The sequence below is a fragment of the Paenarthrobacter nicotinovorans genome (genome assembly GCF_021919345.1).
Lineage (GTDB): Bacteria > Actinomycetota > Actinomycetes > Actinomycetales > Micrococcaceae > Arthrobacter > Arthrobacter nicotinovorans.
Genome location: NZ_CP089293.1, coordinates 1,544,356 through 1,559,365, shown reverse-complemented (window position 1 = coordinate 1,559,365; position 15,010 = coordinate 1,544,356). Strand labels below are relative to the sequence as shown.

General features: G+C 63.6%; 13 protein-coding genes. 6 read left to right on the top strand and 7 right to left on the bottom strand.

The features are described 5' to 3' along the window. Positions 1-8 precede the first annotated feature (8 nt). Genes JMY29_RS07270 through JMY29_RS07255 form a run of 4 tightly spaced genes read left to right on the top strand, consistent with a single transcriptional unit; the run spans position 9 to position 4,051 of the window. A complete protein-coding gene (locus JMY29_RS07270) occupies positions 9-1,196 on the top strand; it encodes a Gfo/Idh/MocA family protein (RefSeq protein WP_026267330.1) in 1,188 nt (395 codons plus the stop codon). Further along, the gene (locus tag JMY29_RS07265; RefSeq protein ID WP_189075808.1) at positions 1,193-2,197 is read left to right on the top strand and encodes a sugar phosphate isomerase/epimerase family protein; all 1,005 of its coding nucleotides are present in this window, start codon (positions 1,193-1,195) and stop codon (positions 2,195-2,197) included. The genes JMY29_RS07270 and JMY29_RS07265 overlap by 4 nt, the downstream gene beginning before the upstream one ends. 46 nt (positions 2,198-2,243) lie before the next feature. After that, on the top strand, positions 2,244-2,945 hold the full coding sequence (locus tag JMY29_RS07260; protein ID WP_018779015.1) for a ThuA domain-containing protein: 702 nt from the start codon (positions 2,244-2,246) through the stop codon (positions 2,943-2,945). Then, the gene (locus JMY29_RS07255) at positions 2,930-4,051 is read left to right on the top strand and encodes a Gfo/Idh/MocA family protein (protein ID WP_039240567.1); all 1,122 of its coding nucleotides are present in this window, start codon (positions 2,930-2,932) and stop codon (positions 4,049-4,051) included. Before JMY29_RS07260 ends, JMY29_RS07255 begins: the two co-directional genes overlap by 16 nt. Positions 4,052-4,136: 85 nt before the next feature. Here the strand turns inward: JMY29_RS07255 and JMY29_RS07250 are convergent, their stop codons facing one another. From JMY29_RS07250 to JMY29_RS07220, 7 genes are read right to left on the bottom strand one after another with little or no spacing between them, the layout of a single operon-like run. Further along, entirely contained in the window at positions 4,137-4,964 is an 828-nt protein-coding gene (locus JMY29_RS07250) for an HpcH/HpaI aldolase/citrate lyase family protein (RefSeq protein WP_189075809.1), read from the bottom strand. Positions 4,965-5,003: 39 nt separating this feature from the next. Then, positions 5,004-5,498 (bottom strand): MaoC family dehydratase, encoded by a 495-nt coding sequence (locus tag JMY29_RS07245; protein ID WP_018779012.1) that lies wholly within the window; start codon positions 5,496-5,498, stop codon positions 5,004-5,006. Then, a complete protein-coding gene (locus JMY29_RS07240) occupies positions 5,495-6,247 on the bottom strand; it encodes a CoA transferase subunit B (RefSeq protein ID WP_055977977.1) in 753 nt (250 codons plus the stop codon). The genes JMY29_RS07245 and JMY29_RS07240 overlap by 4 nt, the downstream gene beginning before the upstream one ends. Next, positions 6,247-7,029, bottom strand: a complete 783-nt coding sequence (locus tag JMY29_RS07235) for a CoA transferase subunit A (protein WP_189075810.1) — start codon at positions 7,027-7,029, stop codon at positions 6,247-6,249. The genes JMY29_RS07240 and JMY29_RS07235 overlap by 1 nt, the downstream gene beginning before the upstream one ends. A gap of 38 nt (positions 7,030-7,067) precedes the next feature. Further along, positions 7,068-8,231, bottom strand: a complete 1,164-nt coding sequence (locus JMY29_RS07230; RefSeq protein WP_039240561.1) for an acyl-CoA dehydrogenase family protein — start codon at positions 8,229-8,231, stop codon at positions 7,068-7,070. Continuing rightward, a complete protein-coding gene (locus JMY29_RS07225; RefSeq protein ID WP_189075811.1) occupies positions 8,228-10,468 on the bottom strand; it encodes an ATP-binding protein in 2,241 nt (746 codons plus the stop codon). Before JMY29_RS07225 ends, JMY29_RS07230 begins: the two co-directional genes overlap by 4 nt. Positions 10,469-10,470: 2 nt before the next feature. Further along, positions 10,471-12,081 (bottom strand): carboxyl transferase domain-containing protein, encoded by a 1,611-nt coding sequence (locus JMY29_RS07220; RefSeq protein ID WP_189075812.1) that lies wholly within the window; start codon positions 12,079-12,081, stop codon positions 10,471-10,473. A gap of 140 nt (positions 12,082-12,221) precedes the next feature. Here JMY29_RS07220 and JMY29_RS07215 point away from each other — a divergent pair, with 140 nt between their 5' ends. Together JMY29_RS07215 and JMY29_RS07210 are read left to right on the top strand one after the other, a co-directional pair. Then, the gene (locus JMY29_RS07215) at positions 12,222-12,854 is read left to right on the top strand and encodes an SACE_7040 family transcriptional regulator (protein ID WP_110505771.1); all 633 of its coding nucleotides are present in this window, start codon (positions 12,222-12,224) and stop codon (positions 12,852-12,854) included. 75 nt (positions 12,855-12,929) lie between these two features. After that, a complete protein-coding gene (locus JMY29_RS07210) occupies positions 12,930-14,759 on the top strand; it encodes an HNH endonuclease (RefSeq protein ID WP_189075813.1) in 1,830 nt (609 codons plus the stop codon). The last annotated feature ends 251 nt before the right edge of the window (positions 14,760-15,010 follow it).

Below are 15,010 nucleotides of genomic sequence, written 5' to 3'. Positions count from 1 at the left end.
ACTCCCCTGTGACACAAGCAAAACCACTGCGTGTAGGAATGGTGGGCTACGCCTTCATGGGCGCCGCGCACTCCCACGCCTGGCGTACCGCACCACGATTCTTTGACCTGCCACGGACACCGGAACTTACGGCCGTGGCAGGCAGGAATCCTGACGGTGTCAAGGCTGCGGCAGCCAAATACGGCTGGGCATCCACCGAAACCGACTGGCGGCGGTTGATCGAACGGGACGACATCGACCTGATCGACATCTGCACCCCGGGCAACACCCATGCCGAGATCGCCATTGCCGCGCTCGAGGCCGGCAAGCATGTCCTGTGCGAAAAGCCCTTGGCCAACTCCGTGGAGGAAGCCGAAAAGATGACAGTCGTCGCGCAGGCAGCAGCCGAGCGCGGAGTCCTGTCCATGTGCGGCTTCAGCTACCGCCGCACGCCTGCTTTGGCACTGGCAAAGAGAATGGTTGAAGAAGGCCGGCTCGGCGAAATCCGCCATGTCCGCGCCCAGTACCTCCAGGACTGGCTCAGCGATGCGGACGCACCCCTGACGTGGCGACTGGACAAATCCAAGTCCGGTTCCGGTTCCCTGGGCGACATCGGAGCCCACAGCATCGACGCCGCGCAGTGGATCACCGGCCTCAATATCACCGGAGTCTCTGCGCTGCTGGAAACCTTCGTCAAGGAACGCCCGGTGGGCGGCGATTTCGTGGGGTTGGGCGGACACGGCGGTTCAGATGGACCGCGTGGCCCGGTAACCGTTGATGATGCGGCCCTGTTCACTGCGCGGTTCGAGTCAGGACCCATCGGCATCTTCGAAGCCACCCGCTTTGCCCTGGGACGCAAGAATGCCATGCGCCTGGAGCTCAACGGCACCAAGGGTTCCCTTGCTTTCGATTTCGAGGACATGAACTCGCTGCAGTTCTATGAAGCGGCGCTGGAACCGGACGCGGGCTTCCGGAAGATCATGGTCACCGAACCGTCCCATCCCTACACCGCCAACTGGTGGCCCACCGGACATGGTTTGGGCTATGAGCACGGATTTACCCATCAGGTTGTGGACCTCGTGAACGCGATCGACGCAGGCGAGCAGCCCTCGCCGTCGTTCGCTGATGCCTTGCAGGTGCAAAAGGTACTGGCCGCAGTCGAGACCAGCGCGGACAACGCAAGCCGCTGGCAGAACGTCGACAAGGAAGCATCATGACCCGACCCATCACCCTCTTCACCGGCCAGTGGGCTGATCTGCCGTTCGAGGAAGTGGCACGGCTTGCAGGCGAGTGGGGCTTTGACGGCTTGGAAATCGCCTGCTGGGGCGATCATCTGGATCCCCTGCAAGTGGTGGAGGACGACGCTTATCTTCAGGGAAAGCTCGACATCCTGGAAAAGCACAACCTGACTGTCCATGCCATTGCCAACCACCTCACCGGACAGGCCGTCTGCGATGACCCCATCGATGAGCGGCACCGTGACATCCTCGCCCCGGCGGTATGGGGCGATGGTGACCCTGAAGGCGTACGCCAACGCGCGGCTGAAGCCATGAAAACCACGGCCCGCGCCGCCGCGAGGCTGGGCGTCAAGACGGTCACCGGTTTCACTGGCTCGTCCATCTGGAAGTGCGTAGCCATGTTCCCACCGGCTTCGGACGCCATGATTGAGCGCGGCTACCAGGACTTCGCCGATCGGTGGAATCCCATCCTGGACGTCTTTGACGAAGTGGGTGTCCGCTTCGCCCTGGAAGTCCACCCATCGGAAATCGCCTACGACTACTGGACGGCCAAGCGCACCCTGGAAGCCATCGGGCCGCGGGAGAGCTTTGGCTTGAACTTCGACCCGTCCCACTTCATCTGGCAGGACCTGGACCCGGTGATGTTCTTGCAGGACTTTGCCGACAGGATCTTCCATGTCCACGTCAAGGAATCCGTCCGGCAACTCAATGGACGAAACGGCCGTCTTGGTTCCCACCTGCCCTGGGCGGATCCCCGCCGCGGGTGGGACTTCGTCACGGCCGGTCACGGCGACGTGAATTGGGAGCCGATCTTCCGAACCTTGAACGCTGTTGGTTATGAAGGACCAACCAGCATCGAATGGGAGGACGCAGGCATGGACCGGTTGGTGGGCGCTCCCCAGGCGCTCAAGATGGTCCGCGAACTCGCTGCCATCCGTCCTCCGGCCGCTGCCTTTGATGCGGCCTTCGCAACACGCTGAATCCCTACCCTGACTCCAACGAACACGCCCCGATACGAAGGAAACCATGACAAGCAATAACAAGACCGCGTTGGTGGTCCGCGGCGGCTGGGATGGACACCAGCCAATCGAGGCCACGGAGCTTTTCCTCCCCTATTTGCGGGACAACGGCTACGACGTCCGCGTCGAAGAGTCACCCAAGATATATGCCGACGCTGAATATATGGCCGGTGTGGACCTGATCGTCCAATGCATGACCATGTCCACCATCGAGAAGGACGAGTTCCAAGGGCTGCGGACCGCCGTCGAAAACGGCACGGGACTGGCCGGCTGGCACGGCGGAATCGCCGATTCCTACCGCAACAACTCCGATTACCTCCATCTCATCGGTGGCCAGTTCGCCTGCCACCCGGGTAAGCACTCGGACGAACAGACCGGGGAGCAATCGGACAATTATGTTCCCTACACGGTGAACATGCTGCCCGCCGCAGCCGAACACCCCATTACCCAGGGAATTGGCGATTTTGACCTCGTCACGGAGCAGTACTGGGTTTTGAGCGACGACTACGTTGATGTCCTGGCCACCACCACCCAAAAGGTACGTGAGTGGGATCCTTGGAACCGCGAAGTTACCTCGCCGGCCATCTGGACACGCCAGTGGGGCAAGGGCAAAATCTTTGTCTGCACCCCCGGCCACAGGGTGGAAATCCTGCAGGACAGCAACGTCCGCACCATCATCGAAAGGGGCATGCTGTGGGCATCCCGCTGAACCCCGCCAAGCCGCTCAACGTCGGCATCATCGGCTGCGGCGCCATCATTGCCCAGTACCTGGCAAACTTCCGCCGGCTGGATTCGGTGAATCTGGTGGCCGTGGCAGACCTTGATCCCGCAAGGGCGCAGGCTGTGGCCGACTCCTACGAGGGCGTCAGGGCGCTGAGTGTGGACGGGCTTTTGGCAGCGGATGATGTCGAGCTGGTGCTGAACCTGACCATCCCGGCTGCTCACGCGGAGATCGCACTCAAGGCAATCGCCGCCGGCAAATCGGTGTACGGCGAAAAGCCCCTCGCAGCCACAACTACTGAGGCCAAGGAGGTACTTGAGGCTGCGTCCGCCGCGGGTGTCTTGGTTGGCTGTGCACCGGACACCGTCCTGGGTACCGGTATTCAAACAGCCCGCAAGGCGATCGACGACGGACTGATCGGCGCACCGGTTTCCGCCACGGCCACGATGGCAACTCCCGGACACGAACGCTGGCACCCGAACCCCGACTTCTACTACCAGCCCGGTGGTGGGCCCCTGCTGGACATGGGGCCGTACTACGTATCCGCATTGGTCACGTTGCTGGGGCCCGTGGTGTCGGTGGTGGGGGCGGCCAGCCATACCCGAAACGAACGCACCATCGGCTCAGGTCCGCGGGAAGGGCAGAAGGTCCCGGTGGACATCGAGTCCCATGTCACCGGAGTACTGGTCCACGCTTCCGGGGCCCTGTCCACGCTCTTCATGAGCTTCGACGCCGTGAAGACCAAGAGTCCCAACATCGAAATCCACGGCGAAAAGGGGTCGTTGGTCGTCCCGGATCCGAATCATTTCGACGGGGATGTGCAGCTCTTCGCCCTTGGCGCCGAGGACTGGGAAACCCTCCCGGTTTCTGCGGGCTACAAGGACTCGGGCCGCGGCTTCGGCATCGCAGACCTCGCCGCGACACACGCCGGTGAGGAACCGCGGGCCGGTGGCCAGCTGGCCTTCCATGCACTGGACGTCATGGAATCGGTCCTCGCCTCGGCCAAGAGCGGGAAGGCCGAAGTCATCAAGAGCACGGTTGCCAGGCCCGCTGCCGTCGAACTCACTGAACTCGCGACGGCGGTTCACGCCTAAGGCGTCATACCGGACGCACACGAATTCGGCCCTTGTTCGCCCAGCAAACCGGTCTACGGTGGCTGCGCAACAAGGGCCGGTTTGTTTAACGCCTGGCCCGGCGCAGCGTCGCTTCCGCATGCTTGAGAATGGGTCCGTCGATCATCTTGCCCTTGAACTGGAACACACCTGAGCCTGCGGCGGCCGCTGCTTCGAGGAGTTCTTCGGCTTGGGCAACAGCTTCGGGGGCAGGCGCATAAGCCTCCCGGACCACGGCCACCTGGTTGGGGTGGATGCAAGCCTTCGCCCCGAATCCGCTGGCCACCGCGTCTGCGGACTCGGTCAGCAGGCCCGCCAAGTCCGGGATGTTCACGTACACGGAGTCGATGGCCTCCTTGCCGGCGGCTTTGGCTGCGAGCAGCACAGTGGAGCGCGCGTGCAGTGCGACAGCGCGGTAGCCGCCGTCGTCGTTCCTGCTGGAGAGTCCGCCCAAGGAAGCCAGGAGGTCCTCCGCACCCCACATCATGGCAACGGTGTTGGGCTCGGCCGCGATGGCGGAAGCATTAACGATGCCTGATGCGGTTTCACACAGAGCGATGACGCTGTAGCCAGCCAGCGCCCGCAGCTGTTCTCCGCTTTCTGCTTTGGCCAGCATGACCGTCCGGTACGGCGTCTGTTCCAAGGCCTGGAGATCGAGTTCGAAGTCACGGGTTCCCACGGGATTCACGCGCACTATGGTCCGTTGGGGGTCCAGTTCCCCGGCACCCAGCTGCTTCAAAACAGCATCACGGGCCCCGGGCTTGTCCGCGGGAGCCACGGCATCCTCGAAGTCCAGGATGACCGAGTCCGCGCGGTCCGCGGCCTTGCCGAAACGCTCCGGCCGGTCGGCGGGGCAGAAGAGGAGGGCCGGGCCCATGGTGAAGGGAGAGTGCATGGATTTCCTTGCTGCTGGGCGTGCTGATGGCTGCGCGTACTAATGGTCGGCGAGGTTCGCGGCGTGCGCTTCCTTGGTCCACATCAGGCAGGTGCGGGTGGCCAGGGCTACCACGGTACCGTCCTGGTTGCGGCCCGTGTGCTGCATGGTCACCACGCCTTGTCCGGGCCGGGACGAAGACAGACGCTTTCCCGTGATCACCGTTTCCGTGTACAGCGTATCCCCGTGATACAGCGGGTGCGGGAACGTGACATCCGTCAGCCCCAACTGGGCAATGATGGTCCCCTGCGTCAGCTGTGTCACCGACTGCCCCACCATGGTGGACAGCGTGAACATGGAATTCATGAGGCGCTGACCGAACGGCTGTCCGGAACTCCAGGCAGCATCCAGATGGAGCGCCTGGGTGTTCATGGTCAACGTGGTGAAGAGAACGTTGTCCGTCTCCGTGACGGTGCGGCCGGGCTTGTGGGCGTAGATCACGCCTTCTTCGAGTTCGTCGAAGTAGAGTCCGCGTTGTTCCACGACCCGCGTCATACAGTGAGCTCCTGGTCCTCTTCGAACAGCTCGGCGCCTGTGGCCGCCAGGACGTCGTCAAGGGTGACGTTCGGGGCGAGCTCGCGCAACACCAACCGCGGATCACCTTCGTCCTTGACGACGTCGATCACCGCCAGGTCCGTGATGATCCTGTCCACACAGCCCTTGCCGGTGAGGGGAAGCGTGCAGCTCGGGACAATCTTTGGCCGGCCGTTGCGGTCGACGTGCTCCATCATGACGATGACCTTCTTGGCACCGAACACCAGGTCCATGGCGCCGCCCATGCCTTTGACCATCTTGCCGGGGATCATCCAGTTGGCAAGATCGCCGTTGGCAGCGACCTCCATCGCTCCCAGGACCGCCACGTCCACGTGTCCGCCGCGGATCATGCCGAACGAGGACGCCGAGTCGAAGAACGCAGCACCCGGGTTGGTTGTCACGGTCTCCTTGCCGGCATTGATGAGGTCGGGATCGACCCTGTCCTCGGTAGGGTACGGGCCAACTCCGAGGATGCCGTTCTCGGAGTGGAGGATGACCTCCACTCCGTCCGGGATGTAGTTGGGGATCAGGGTGGGCATCCCGATTCCCAGGTTCACGTACTGTCCGTTGACCAGTTCCTTGGCCACGCGGGCGGCCAGTTCGTTGCGGGTCCAGCCTTTTGCTTCGTGGTGTTCGACGTCGGCCCGCCGGTACTCGTGCCGTACTGCTTCGGGACGTGGCGGTAAGTCCTGATACGTGTTGTCGGCCATCATGAAGCTCCTGTCTGTCCGCTTGTTGCGGAGGTCAACGCGACGGTGCGCTTTTCGATCCGTTTCTCCGCCGCTCCTGCTACGACGACCCGCTGAACGAAGATACCCGGCGTGTGAATGTGCTCCGGATCCAACTCCCCCGGTTCCACGAGTTCCTCGACCTCGGCAATCGTCACCCGGGCCGCCATGGCACAGAGAGGGTTGAAGTTCATGGCCGTCGCATGGAAAACAAGGTTGCCGTGGCGGTCCCCCTTCCAGGCATGGACCAGCCCGAAGTCCGGGGTCAAAGACTCTTCCAGGACGTAGTCGCCATCCTTGAAAGCCCGCACCTCCTTCGGCGCCGAAGCAATCGCAACGTTGCCTTCGGCGTCGTACTTTTGCGGGAGGCCGCCTTCGGACACCTGGGTTCCCACGCCGGCCTTGGTATAAAAGGCCGGGATGCCTGCGCCGCCGGCGCGCAGCTTCTCCGCCAAGGTGCCCTGCGGGGTGAGGACAACTTCAAGCTCCCCCGCCAGATACTGCCGGGCAAACTCCTTGTTCTCGCCCACATAGGAACTGATGGTGCGGCGGATGCGGCCGTCCTTGAGGAGGATTCCCAGGCCCCAATCGTCCACGCCGCAGTTGTTGCTGACAGTTTCCAGGTCCGTGGTTCCCTGCTGATGAAGGGCTTCAATCAGGGAAACGGGGATACCGCATAAGCCAAAGCCCCCTACCGCGAGCGAGGCTCCGTCCGGGATGTCCTTCACCGCTTCGGCGGCGCTGGCAACAACCTTGTCAATCATCCTTGATCCTTCCCTGCCACTGCCGACCCAACGTACGGTTACAGACCCAGCTCGCGGGCGATGAGCATCAACTGGACTTCGGTGGTGCCTTCGCCGATCTCAAGGATCTTGGAGTCGCGGTAATGGCGTGCCACCGTGAATTCGTTGATGAAGCCATAGCCGCCGAACACCTGGGTGGCGTCCCGCGCGTTGTCCATGGCTGCCTCGCCTGCGACCATCTTAGCTATGGCTGCTTCGGTCTTGAACGGCTTGCCCGCCAGCATCCTCGCGGCGGCGTCGTAGTAGGCAAGGCGGGCTGTGTGGGCCCTGGCCTGCATGCGGGCGATCTTGAACTGGATGGCCTGGTACTTGCCGATGTTCTGTCCGAACGCGCTGCGCTCCTTGGCGTACTTCACGGACAGGTCCACGCAACCTTGGGCCGCACCCGTGGCCAGGGCAGCGATGGCGATCCGGCCCTCGTCCAGGATGGAGAGGAAGTTGGCATAGCCGCGGCCGCGCTCGCCCAACAGATTGGCTTCGGGAACCCGGACGTTGTCCAGGGTCAGCGGGTGGGTGTCCGACGCGTTCCACCCAACCTTGTTATAGGGCTTTTCTGCGGTAAACCCCGGCGTGTCCGTCGGCACCAGGATGGTGGAGATCTCCTTCTTGGTGCTGCCGTCGGCGTTCTCTTTCCGGCCTGTCACTGCCGTGACGGTGACCAGGGTAGTGATGTCCGTGCCGGAGTTGGTAATGAACTCCTTGTTGCCGTTGATGACCCACTCGCCGTTTTCCAGGTGGGCGTTGGTCTTGGTGCCGCCGGCGTCGGATCCGGCTTCACGCTCGGTCAGCCCGAAACCGGCCAAGGACCGGCCGGATGCCAGCTGCGGCAGCCACTCCTGCTTCTGTTCTTCGGTGCCGAAGCGGTAAACCGGCATGGCCCCCAGCGATACTCCGGCTTCCAAGGTGATGGCCACGGACTGGTCTACGCGCCCCAACTGTTCCAACGCCAAGGCGAGCGCGAAGTAGTCTCCGCCCATCCCGCCGAATTCCTCGGGGAACGGCAGGCCGAACAGGCCCATCTCCCCCATCTGCTTGACCACTTCGTAAGGGAAGCTGTGCTCTTCGTCGTGCTTGGCGGAGACAGGGGCTACTACCTCGTCGGCGAACTCCCTGACGGAATCGCTGAGGTCCTGGTATTCCTCTGTCAGTTCAAACGTGCTCATGGCTGGACTTCCTTGTCTGGGATTTGGCCGTTGTCTGGGTTCTGGCTCTTGTCTGGGTTCCGGCCGTTGTTGGTGTCGCGGCCCGCGTTGGCCGTGTCTTCTGCGGCGACCGCTGCATGGATGGTGGCGAGCACCTGGTCGGCTTTGACCAGATCGCCGGGTTTGCTGGTGAGGTGGACGGTTCCGGCGACGGACGCCACAAGTTGGTGCTCCATCTTCATGGCTTCAACAGCCAGGAGGACCTGTCCTTCCTCGACCACGTCACCGTTGGCCACGGACACGGAAACCACCGTCCCGGGCATGGGCGAGCGCACTTCCGGATCGGCTGCTCCTTCGACGCGCTGGATCCCCGCGAGCATCCGTTGCAGGCGCCCGGCCCGGTCAAGGACCTCAAGCCGGCAGGACCAGCCATCGTTGCCCACGAAGATCTCCCGTGCTGCGTCCGCCGTGGCCACCGCATAGGTGACCTGACCGCCGTCGAACTCCAGGGTTATCCCGGTCCCGCTGCGGTCGGCCACCCGCACGCCCACCGGTTCGCCGTCGTCGACCCTTGCCGTCACGGTGCCGGCCTTTTCGGTGACGGCGACCGTAGCCATAGCGGCGCCTGGGACGCCGAAGGTCGCGGTCCAGGCACCGGGAGCCCCGACCCGCCAAGCGTCGGCGCTCTTCCACGCGTCTCCTGCGAGCGCCGGGGCCGGGCGTTCAAGCCACAGCGTGAGGGCGGCCGCGATCAGTTCCTTGGGGCCTGCGTGCCGGAACTCCATGGACGGCAGCTTGCGTTCAATCAACCCGGTGTCGAGGTGCCCGGCACGGACATCGGCGTCGTTGATCAGGAGTCGAAGGTACTCGACGTTCGTGTCCACGCCCAGCAAGGTGTAACGGCCCAGCGCAGCATCCAGCGTGTCCAGTGCGGCGGCCCTGTCCGCTCCCCACGCGATAACTTTGGCGAGCATGGGATCGTAGTCACCCGTGATCTGCAGCCCGTCCCGCATGGCGGAGTCGATCCGCACATTGGCATGGGCCTGCTGCTGACCGGACACCGCGGCGTCCGCCGCGCCATGCTCAGCGAGTGCCACGATGCGCCCCATCGACGGCATGAAGTTCCGCTCGGGCACCTCCGCGTACACCCGCGCCTCCACGGCATGGCCTTGCAGTACGACGTCGGACTGCGCCACGGTGAGCACCTCACCGGCGGCGATCCTCACCTGCCATTCAACGAGGTCGATTCCCGTGACCAGCTCAGTGACGGGATGCTCCACCTGCAGCCGGGTGTTCATCTCCATGAAGAAGAACTCATCCGGATGTTCGTCGGACACCAGGAACTCGACGGTTCCGGCGCCGCTGTAATTGACCGAACGCGCTGCGTTGCAGGCCGCCTCGCCGATCCGCGCCCTGTGGGCAGCGCCGTCCGCCAGTGATTCGAAAAGCGCGGAGGGAGCTTCTTCGATGACCTTTTGGTGCCGTCGTTGCAGGGAACATTCGCGCTCGCCGAGGTGGATGACGTTTCCGTGGTTGTCGGCCAGGACCTGCACTTCGATGTGCCGGGGAGCCCGGATGAGCCGTTCCAGGAAGAGAGTGTCGTCACCGAAAGCGGACGCTGCGACGCGCCTCGCCGTCAGAAGCGTGGAGGCCAGGTCCTCGGCCCGTTCCACCACGTGCATACCCTTGCCACCGCCGCCTGCCGATGGCTTGATCAGGAGCGGGAAGCCGACTTCGGTGGCTGCTTCAATGAGATCCTGGTCAGTGAGTCCGGGCTTGGCGATGCCGGGAACGCAGGGAACGTCGTAGGCCATTACGTGGTTCTTGGACCGGATCTTGTCTCCCATCACTTCGATGGCACCGATACCGGGTCCGATGAACGTGATGCCGGCAGCGTCCAACGCTTTGGCGAACGCTACGTTCTCGGACAGGAAGCCGTAGCCCGGATGAACGGCCTCCGCTCCGCTGCGGCGGCACGCGTCAATGATGGCGTCGATCTTCAAGTAGCTGTCCGCAGGTGACGTTCCGCCAATGGCGACGGCCGTATCCGCCAGGCTGACGTGTTTGGCGTCCTTGTCCACTTCCGAATAGACGGCGACTGAGCGGATGCCCATGTCCCTTAGGGTTCGGATGACACGGCACGCGATCTCACCTCGGTTGGCAACGAGGACGGCCGAAAAGGTCTGCGCTGAGACTGTGGGTTCTGTGGCTGGTTCTGTGGCTGTTGTTGGTTCTGTGGCTGTTGTTGGCAGGGTCATGGTCACATCCTGAAGAGGCCGAAAGAGGTCTCCGGCAGTGGCGGGCGGGAAACGACGTCGAGGGCCATGCCCAGAACCCGCCGCGTGTCAGCGGGGTCGATAATGCCGTCATCCCACAGCCGGGCGGTGGAGTAGTAGGGGCTGCCCTGGTCCTCGTACTGCTGCTTGATGGGGGCCTTGAAGGCTTCCTCGTCCTCGACGGACCATTCCTGGCCGGCGGCCTCGTATTGGTCCCTTTTGACTGTTGCCAGGACGCTGGAGGCCTGGTTTCCGCCCATGACGGAGATGCGGGCCGCGGGCCACATCCAGAGGAAACGCGGCGAATAAGCCCGGCCGCACATGGAGTAGTTTCCCGCGCCGAAGGAGCCGCCGATCACCACGGTCAGTTTCGGCACCCGGGCCGTCGCCACTGCCGTGACCATCTTGGCGCCGTTCTTGGCGATGCCGCCCTGTTCGTAGTCCTTTCCCACCATGAACCCGGAGAGATTCTGGAGGAAGACCAAGGGAATGCCCCGCTGATCGCACAGCTCAATGAAGTGGGCACCCTTCAACGACGACTCGCTGAAAAGGACTCCGTTGTTGGCCACGATTCCCACGGGGTGGCCATGCAGGTGCGCGAAACCGGTCACCAGGGTGGTGCCATAGTTCTTCTTGAACTCATGGAATTCGGAACCGTCCACGAGGCGTGCGATGACTTCCCGGACGTCATATTGGGCGTTGACGTCCGTGGGAACCACACCGTAGATCTCCGAGGGGTCGACGACGGGCGGCAGGACGACGTCGAGCACGTCCCAGGCCGGCTGCGCCGGCTTCGGCAACGTCGCTACGATGTCCCGGACGATTTCCAGCGCATGCTGGTCGTTCTCGGCCAAGTGATCGGTGACCCCGGAGATCCTTGAGTGGACGTCGCCACCGCCCAGTTCCTCCGCGGTGACGATCTCGCCGATGGCTGCTTTGACCAGCGGAGGCCCACCCAAAAAGATGGTGCCTTGGTTGCGGACGATGACTGTTTCGTCGCTCATTGCCGGGACGTAGGCACCGCCGGCAGTGCAGGAGCCCATCACGGAGGCGATCTGCGGGATCTTGGCCGCAGACATCCTGGCCTGGTTGTAGAAGATCCGGCCAAAGTGTTCCTTGTCCGGGAAGACCTCGTCCTGCTTGGGCAGGAACGCTCCCCCGGAATCCACCAGGTAGATGCACGGAAGCTTGTTCTCCAGGGCAATCTCTTGGGCCCTGAGGTGCTTCTTCACGGTCATCGGGTAGTACGTACCGCCCTTGACCGTCGCATCATTGGAAATCACCAGGACGTGCCGGCCATGGACCAGGCCGATACCGGCGATCACCCCGGCGCCGGGTGAATCGTCGTTGTACATGCCATTGGCGGCGAGAGGCGCGATCTCAAGGAACGGGCTGCCCTCATCCAGCAGGAAATCAATGCGCTCCCTCGGCAGGAGCTTTCCCCGGGCAACGTGCCGCTCCCGGGATTTGGCCGGTCCACCCAATGCTGCCGTGGCGAGGCGCTCCTTCAGTTCCTCCACCAAGGCACACTGTGCCTCCTGGTTGGCCTCGAAGGTGCCGGCGGCAGCTCCCGTCAGGCTGGCAATTGTCTCCATCGACCCCTGTTCCATTCCCGGCCCACGGCCATTTCGGTTAGTGCCATGTAACTGAAATTTAGGTTAGTCTTTATTAACTGACATGTCCAGCACAGCGGGGCTCCTGCCGCCTGCGTTGGGACGGGCACGAGGAGGACACCATGACAGCAAGCCCGGAAGCACACGCCGAAGGCTCCCGTGCCGCCACAACCCAGCGGAGCCAAGCCAAAGAGCTCCGCCGGCTGGCACTGCTGTCAGCCGCAGCCGGACTCTTCGCGGACAACGGATTCAGCCGCGTATCCCTGGAAGACCTGGGAGCCGCGGCCGGTGTAAGCGGACCGGCGGTGTACCGGCACTTTCCGGGAAAACAGGCGGTTCTGGGTGAACTGCTCCTCAGTGTCAGCCGCGACCTCCTGGAGGGCGGCCGTCGCGTTGTTGCGGAAGCCGGCAGCCCAGGGGACGCCCTGAAAGCCCTGGTGAAATTCCAGGTGGACTTCGCCCTGAGCAATCCGGATGTCATCCGGGTACAGGACCGTGATTTCGCCAGCCTCACTGAGGCAGACCAGGCCGAGGTCCGATCCCTGCAACGCAGTTATGTAGAGACCTGGGTGGATGTTCTGGCCCGGATTCATGCCGACGCGGACATCGCAGGCCTGCGCGTCCGGGCACACGCAGCCTTCGGGTTGATCAACTCCACCCCGCATTCGGTCCGGCATCACGGCCGCAGGATCGCAGTGAAATCAGCCAGGCCCATACTGGAGCAGATGGCCTTGGCGGCGCTGACATCTGCCTGAGTGTGCAGTTTCCGGAACGCGCAGCCGACAGGGTGAAGCGCTAATAATGTCAGACCCTGGTGAAAAGCTTTATGCATGGAAGCTTTGGGGCAACTGACAGCAGCGCGGGTGGCGTCGTCACCTGCTGTCGCTGCCCTGACCGCGAGCTGCTCACGGCAATCCCCAGGCAATCTCCAGTGGATCAAGGGTTCGACGGCGGTAGCCACCGCTATCGGCCACTTCCACGGCGTTGGACTACTCAGCCGCGAGGGCACCACCTCCAGGGGTTTCGACGGCGGGAAACCTGCTGCGCCTGCGGGGCCGGATCTCGCGGCACTTCTTGAGGACGGACAGGCTCTTCTGGACACCGCACGGTTGTCGTTTGCCGAGCAGGCACCCTTGTTCGATCTAGCACAGGCTGCTGACCTTGCCGGCAGGATCGAGGACATCTCGCGGTCGATCGAGTACCTCCAGGTCGTCGCGGCGCAGGCTGTAGAGCGGACCCGGACCGAGGCGCAGCGTGCGGTGCCGGCACAGCAGCCCGGACAGTCCCCGGCGTCCGGCGCCCAAGAATGGCGGACGGGGTGGACCGAGCCCGCCGGTGGCTCAGAGGGCGGTGGCGGTGGATCCGGTGGTGGTACGGGTGAAGCGGCCCCCGGAAGCACCGTCAAAGCGGATGGTGCTGGTGCTGATGGTGCTGATGGTGCTGGTGGTGGTGGTGGCAGTGTTTTGGATGATGGGTACCGGAACGCGGCAGAGTTCCTCCGGGCCCGGTTGCGGATCGGGATCGGCGAAGCACGGCGCAGGCTCGCCCTCGCCACCGAGGTCCTGCCCGGAGCCGGAATAACCGGCCAGGAAATCCCGGCCCGTCGTCAAAGACTCGCCGACGCCCTCCACACCGGACAGGTCCCATCCCGGTCCGCGACGATCATCAGCACCGCCCTGGACAAAGCCCAACACTTCACCGACCCGGACACCCTCACCGGCATGGAACACGCCCTCACCACCACCGCCACACAGTCCGACCCCGACTTCGTCACCAAAATGGCCAACCGCTGGATCGACCACATCGACCACAACGGCCCCGAACCCACCGAAGAAGCCCTCCACCACGTCCAAGGCGCGTTCCTACGACGCCAACGCCGCCACGGACTCCACCACCTGGAAATCTTCGCCACCACCGAACAATACGAAACCCTCACCACCGCCATGAACGCCGCCACCAACCCACGACTCACCAACACCACAAACACCCAAACCGGCACCACCGGCCCTCAGCTGGACCGGCGCTCCCGCGCCCAGAAACTCCTCGACGGCCTCATCGGAGCCTGCGCCGTGGCCATGACCACCGGGAAACTGCCCAGCAACGGCGGACTCCGACCCCAACTCACCGTCACCATCGACCACCACGACCTCTTCCAACACCTCACCCACACCACCACGAGCGCCACAAAAGAAACCAACACCCCGAAGCAGCCGCGCCCCCGGAACACTGTCAGTACCGGCACCGCGACCTTCACCGGCCCGATCCACCCCAACACCATCCGCAAAATAGCCTGCGACGCCGACATCCTCCCCGTCCTGCTCGGCACCGACTCCCAAATACTCGACATCGGCCGCACCACCCGGATCTTCCCACCCCACATCCGCAAAGCCATCACCGCCCGCGACGGCGGCTGCGCGTTCCCCGACTGCACCCTCCCCGCACCCTGGTGCGAAGCCCACCACATCACCTACTGGTCACAAGGCGGCACCACAGGAACAAACAACGCCACCCTGCTCTGCTCCCACCACCACCACCTCATCCACAAAGAACACTGGCGCATCACCATCCAAAACGGCGTCCCCTGGTTCATCCCCCCACCCCACATCGAACCCCACCAAACACCCCGACGCAACCACCACCACACACCACCCAAAACATGACACCGGGCGGGAAAAACGTGACCCCGGGGCGGGAAAACCAATACGCATCCCAATGCCCGCGCGCCTAAGACAGGCCCAAGACGCAGTTAAACAGGAACCCGAACGGGCGCCGGACATGCCCCCGGACATGCACTGCTCCCAACGCGCTGGCCACGACAGCTGCCGTCGTTCGCACGCCTGCACTGCCACGCACGTGGGTCGCTCCGGTATTCCTAGGACTCACAGAGCCTGCCTTAGGGGCTGCGCACGGC

Coding starts and splice junctions, on each gene's coding strand:
- JMY29_RS07265 (WP_189075808.1), top strand. CDS start 1,193: ATGACCCGACCCATCACCCTCTTCACCGGCCAGTGGGCTGATCTGCCG.
- JMY29_RS07260 (WP_018779015.1), top strand. CDS start 2,244: ATGACAAGCAATAACAAGACCGCGTTGGTGGTCCGCGGCGGCTGGGAT.
- JMY29_RS07250 (WP_189075809.1), bottom strand. CDS start 4,964: ATGCACTCTCCCTTCACCATGGGCCCGGCCCTCCTCTTCTGCCCCGCC.
- JMY29_RS07245 (WP_018779012.1), bottom strand. CDS start 5,498: ATGACGCGGGTCGTGGAACAACGCGGACTCTACTTCGACGAACTCGAA.
- JMY29_RS07240 (WP_055977977.1), bottom strand. CDS start 6,247: ATGGCCGACAACACGTATCAGGACTTACCGCCACGTCCCGAAGCAGTA.
- JMY29_RS07235 (WP_189075810.1), bottom strand. CDS start 7,029: ATGATTGACAAGGTTGTTGCCAGCGCCGCCGAAGCGGTGAAGGACATC.
- JMY29_RS07230 (WP_039240561.1), bottom strand. CDS start 8,231: ATGAGCACGTTTGAACTGACAGAGGAATACCAGGACCTCAGCGATTCC.
- JMY29_RS07225 (WP_189075811.1), bottom strand. CDS start 10,468: ATGACCCTGCCAACAACAGCCACAGAACCAACAACAGCCACAGAACCA.
- JMY29_RS07220 (WP_189075812.1), bottom strand. CDS start 12,081: ATGGAGACAATTGCCAGCCTGACGGGAGCTGCCGCCGGCACCTTCGAG.
- JMY29_RS07215 (WP_110505771.1), top strand. CDS start 12,222: ATGACAGCAAGCCCGGAAGCACACGCCGAAGGCTCCCGTGCCGCCACA.
- JMY29_RS07210 (WP_189075813.1), top strand. CDS start 12,930: ATGGAAGCTTTGGGGCAACTGACAGCAGCGCGGGTGGCGTCGTCACCT.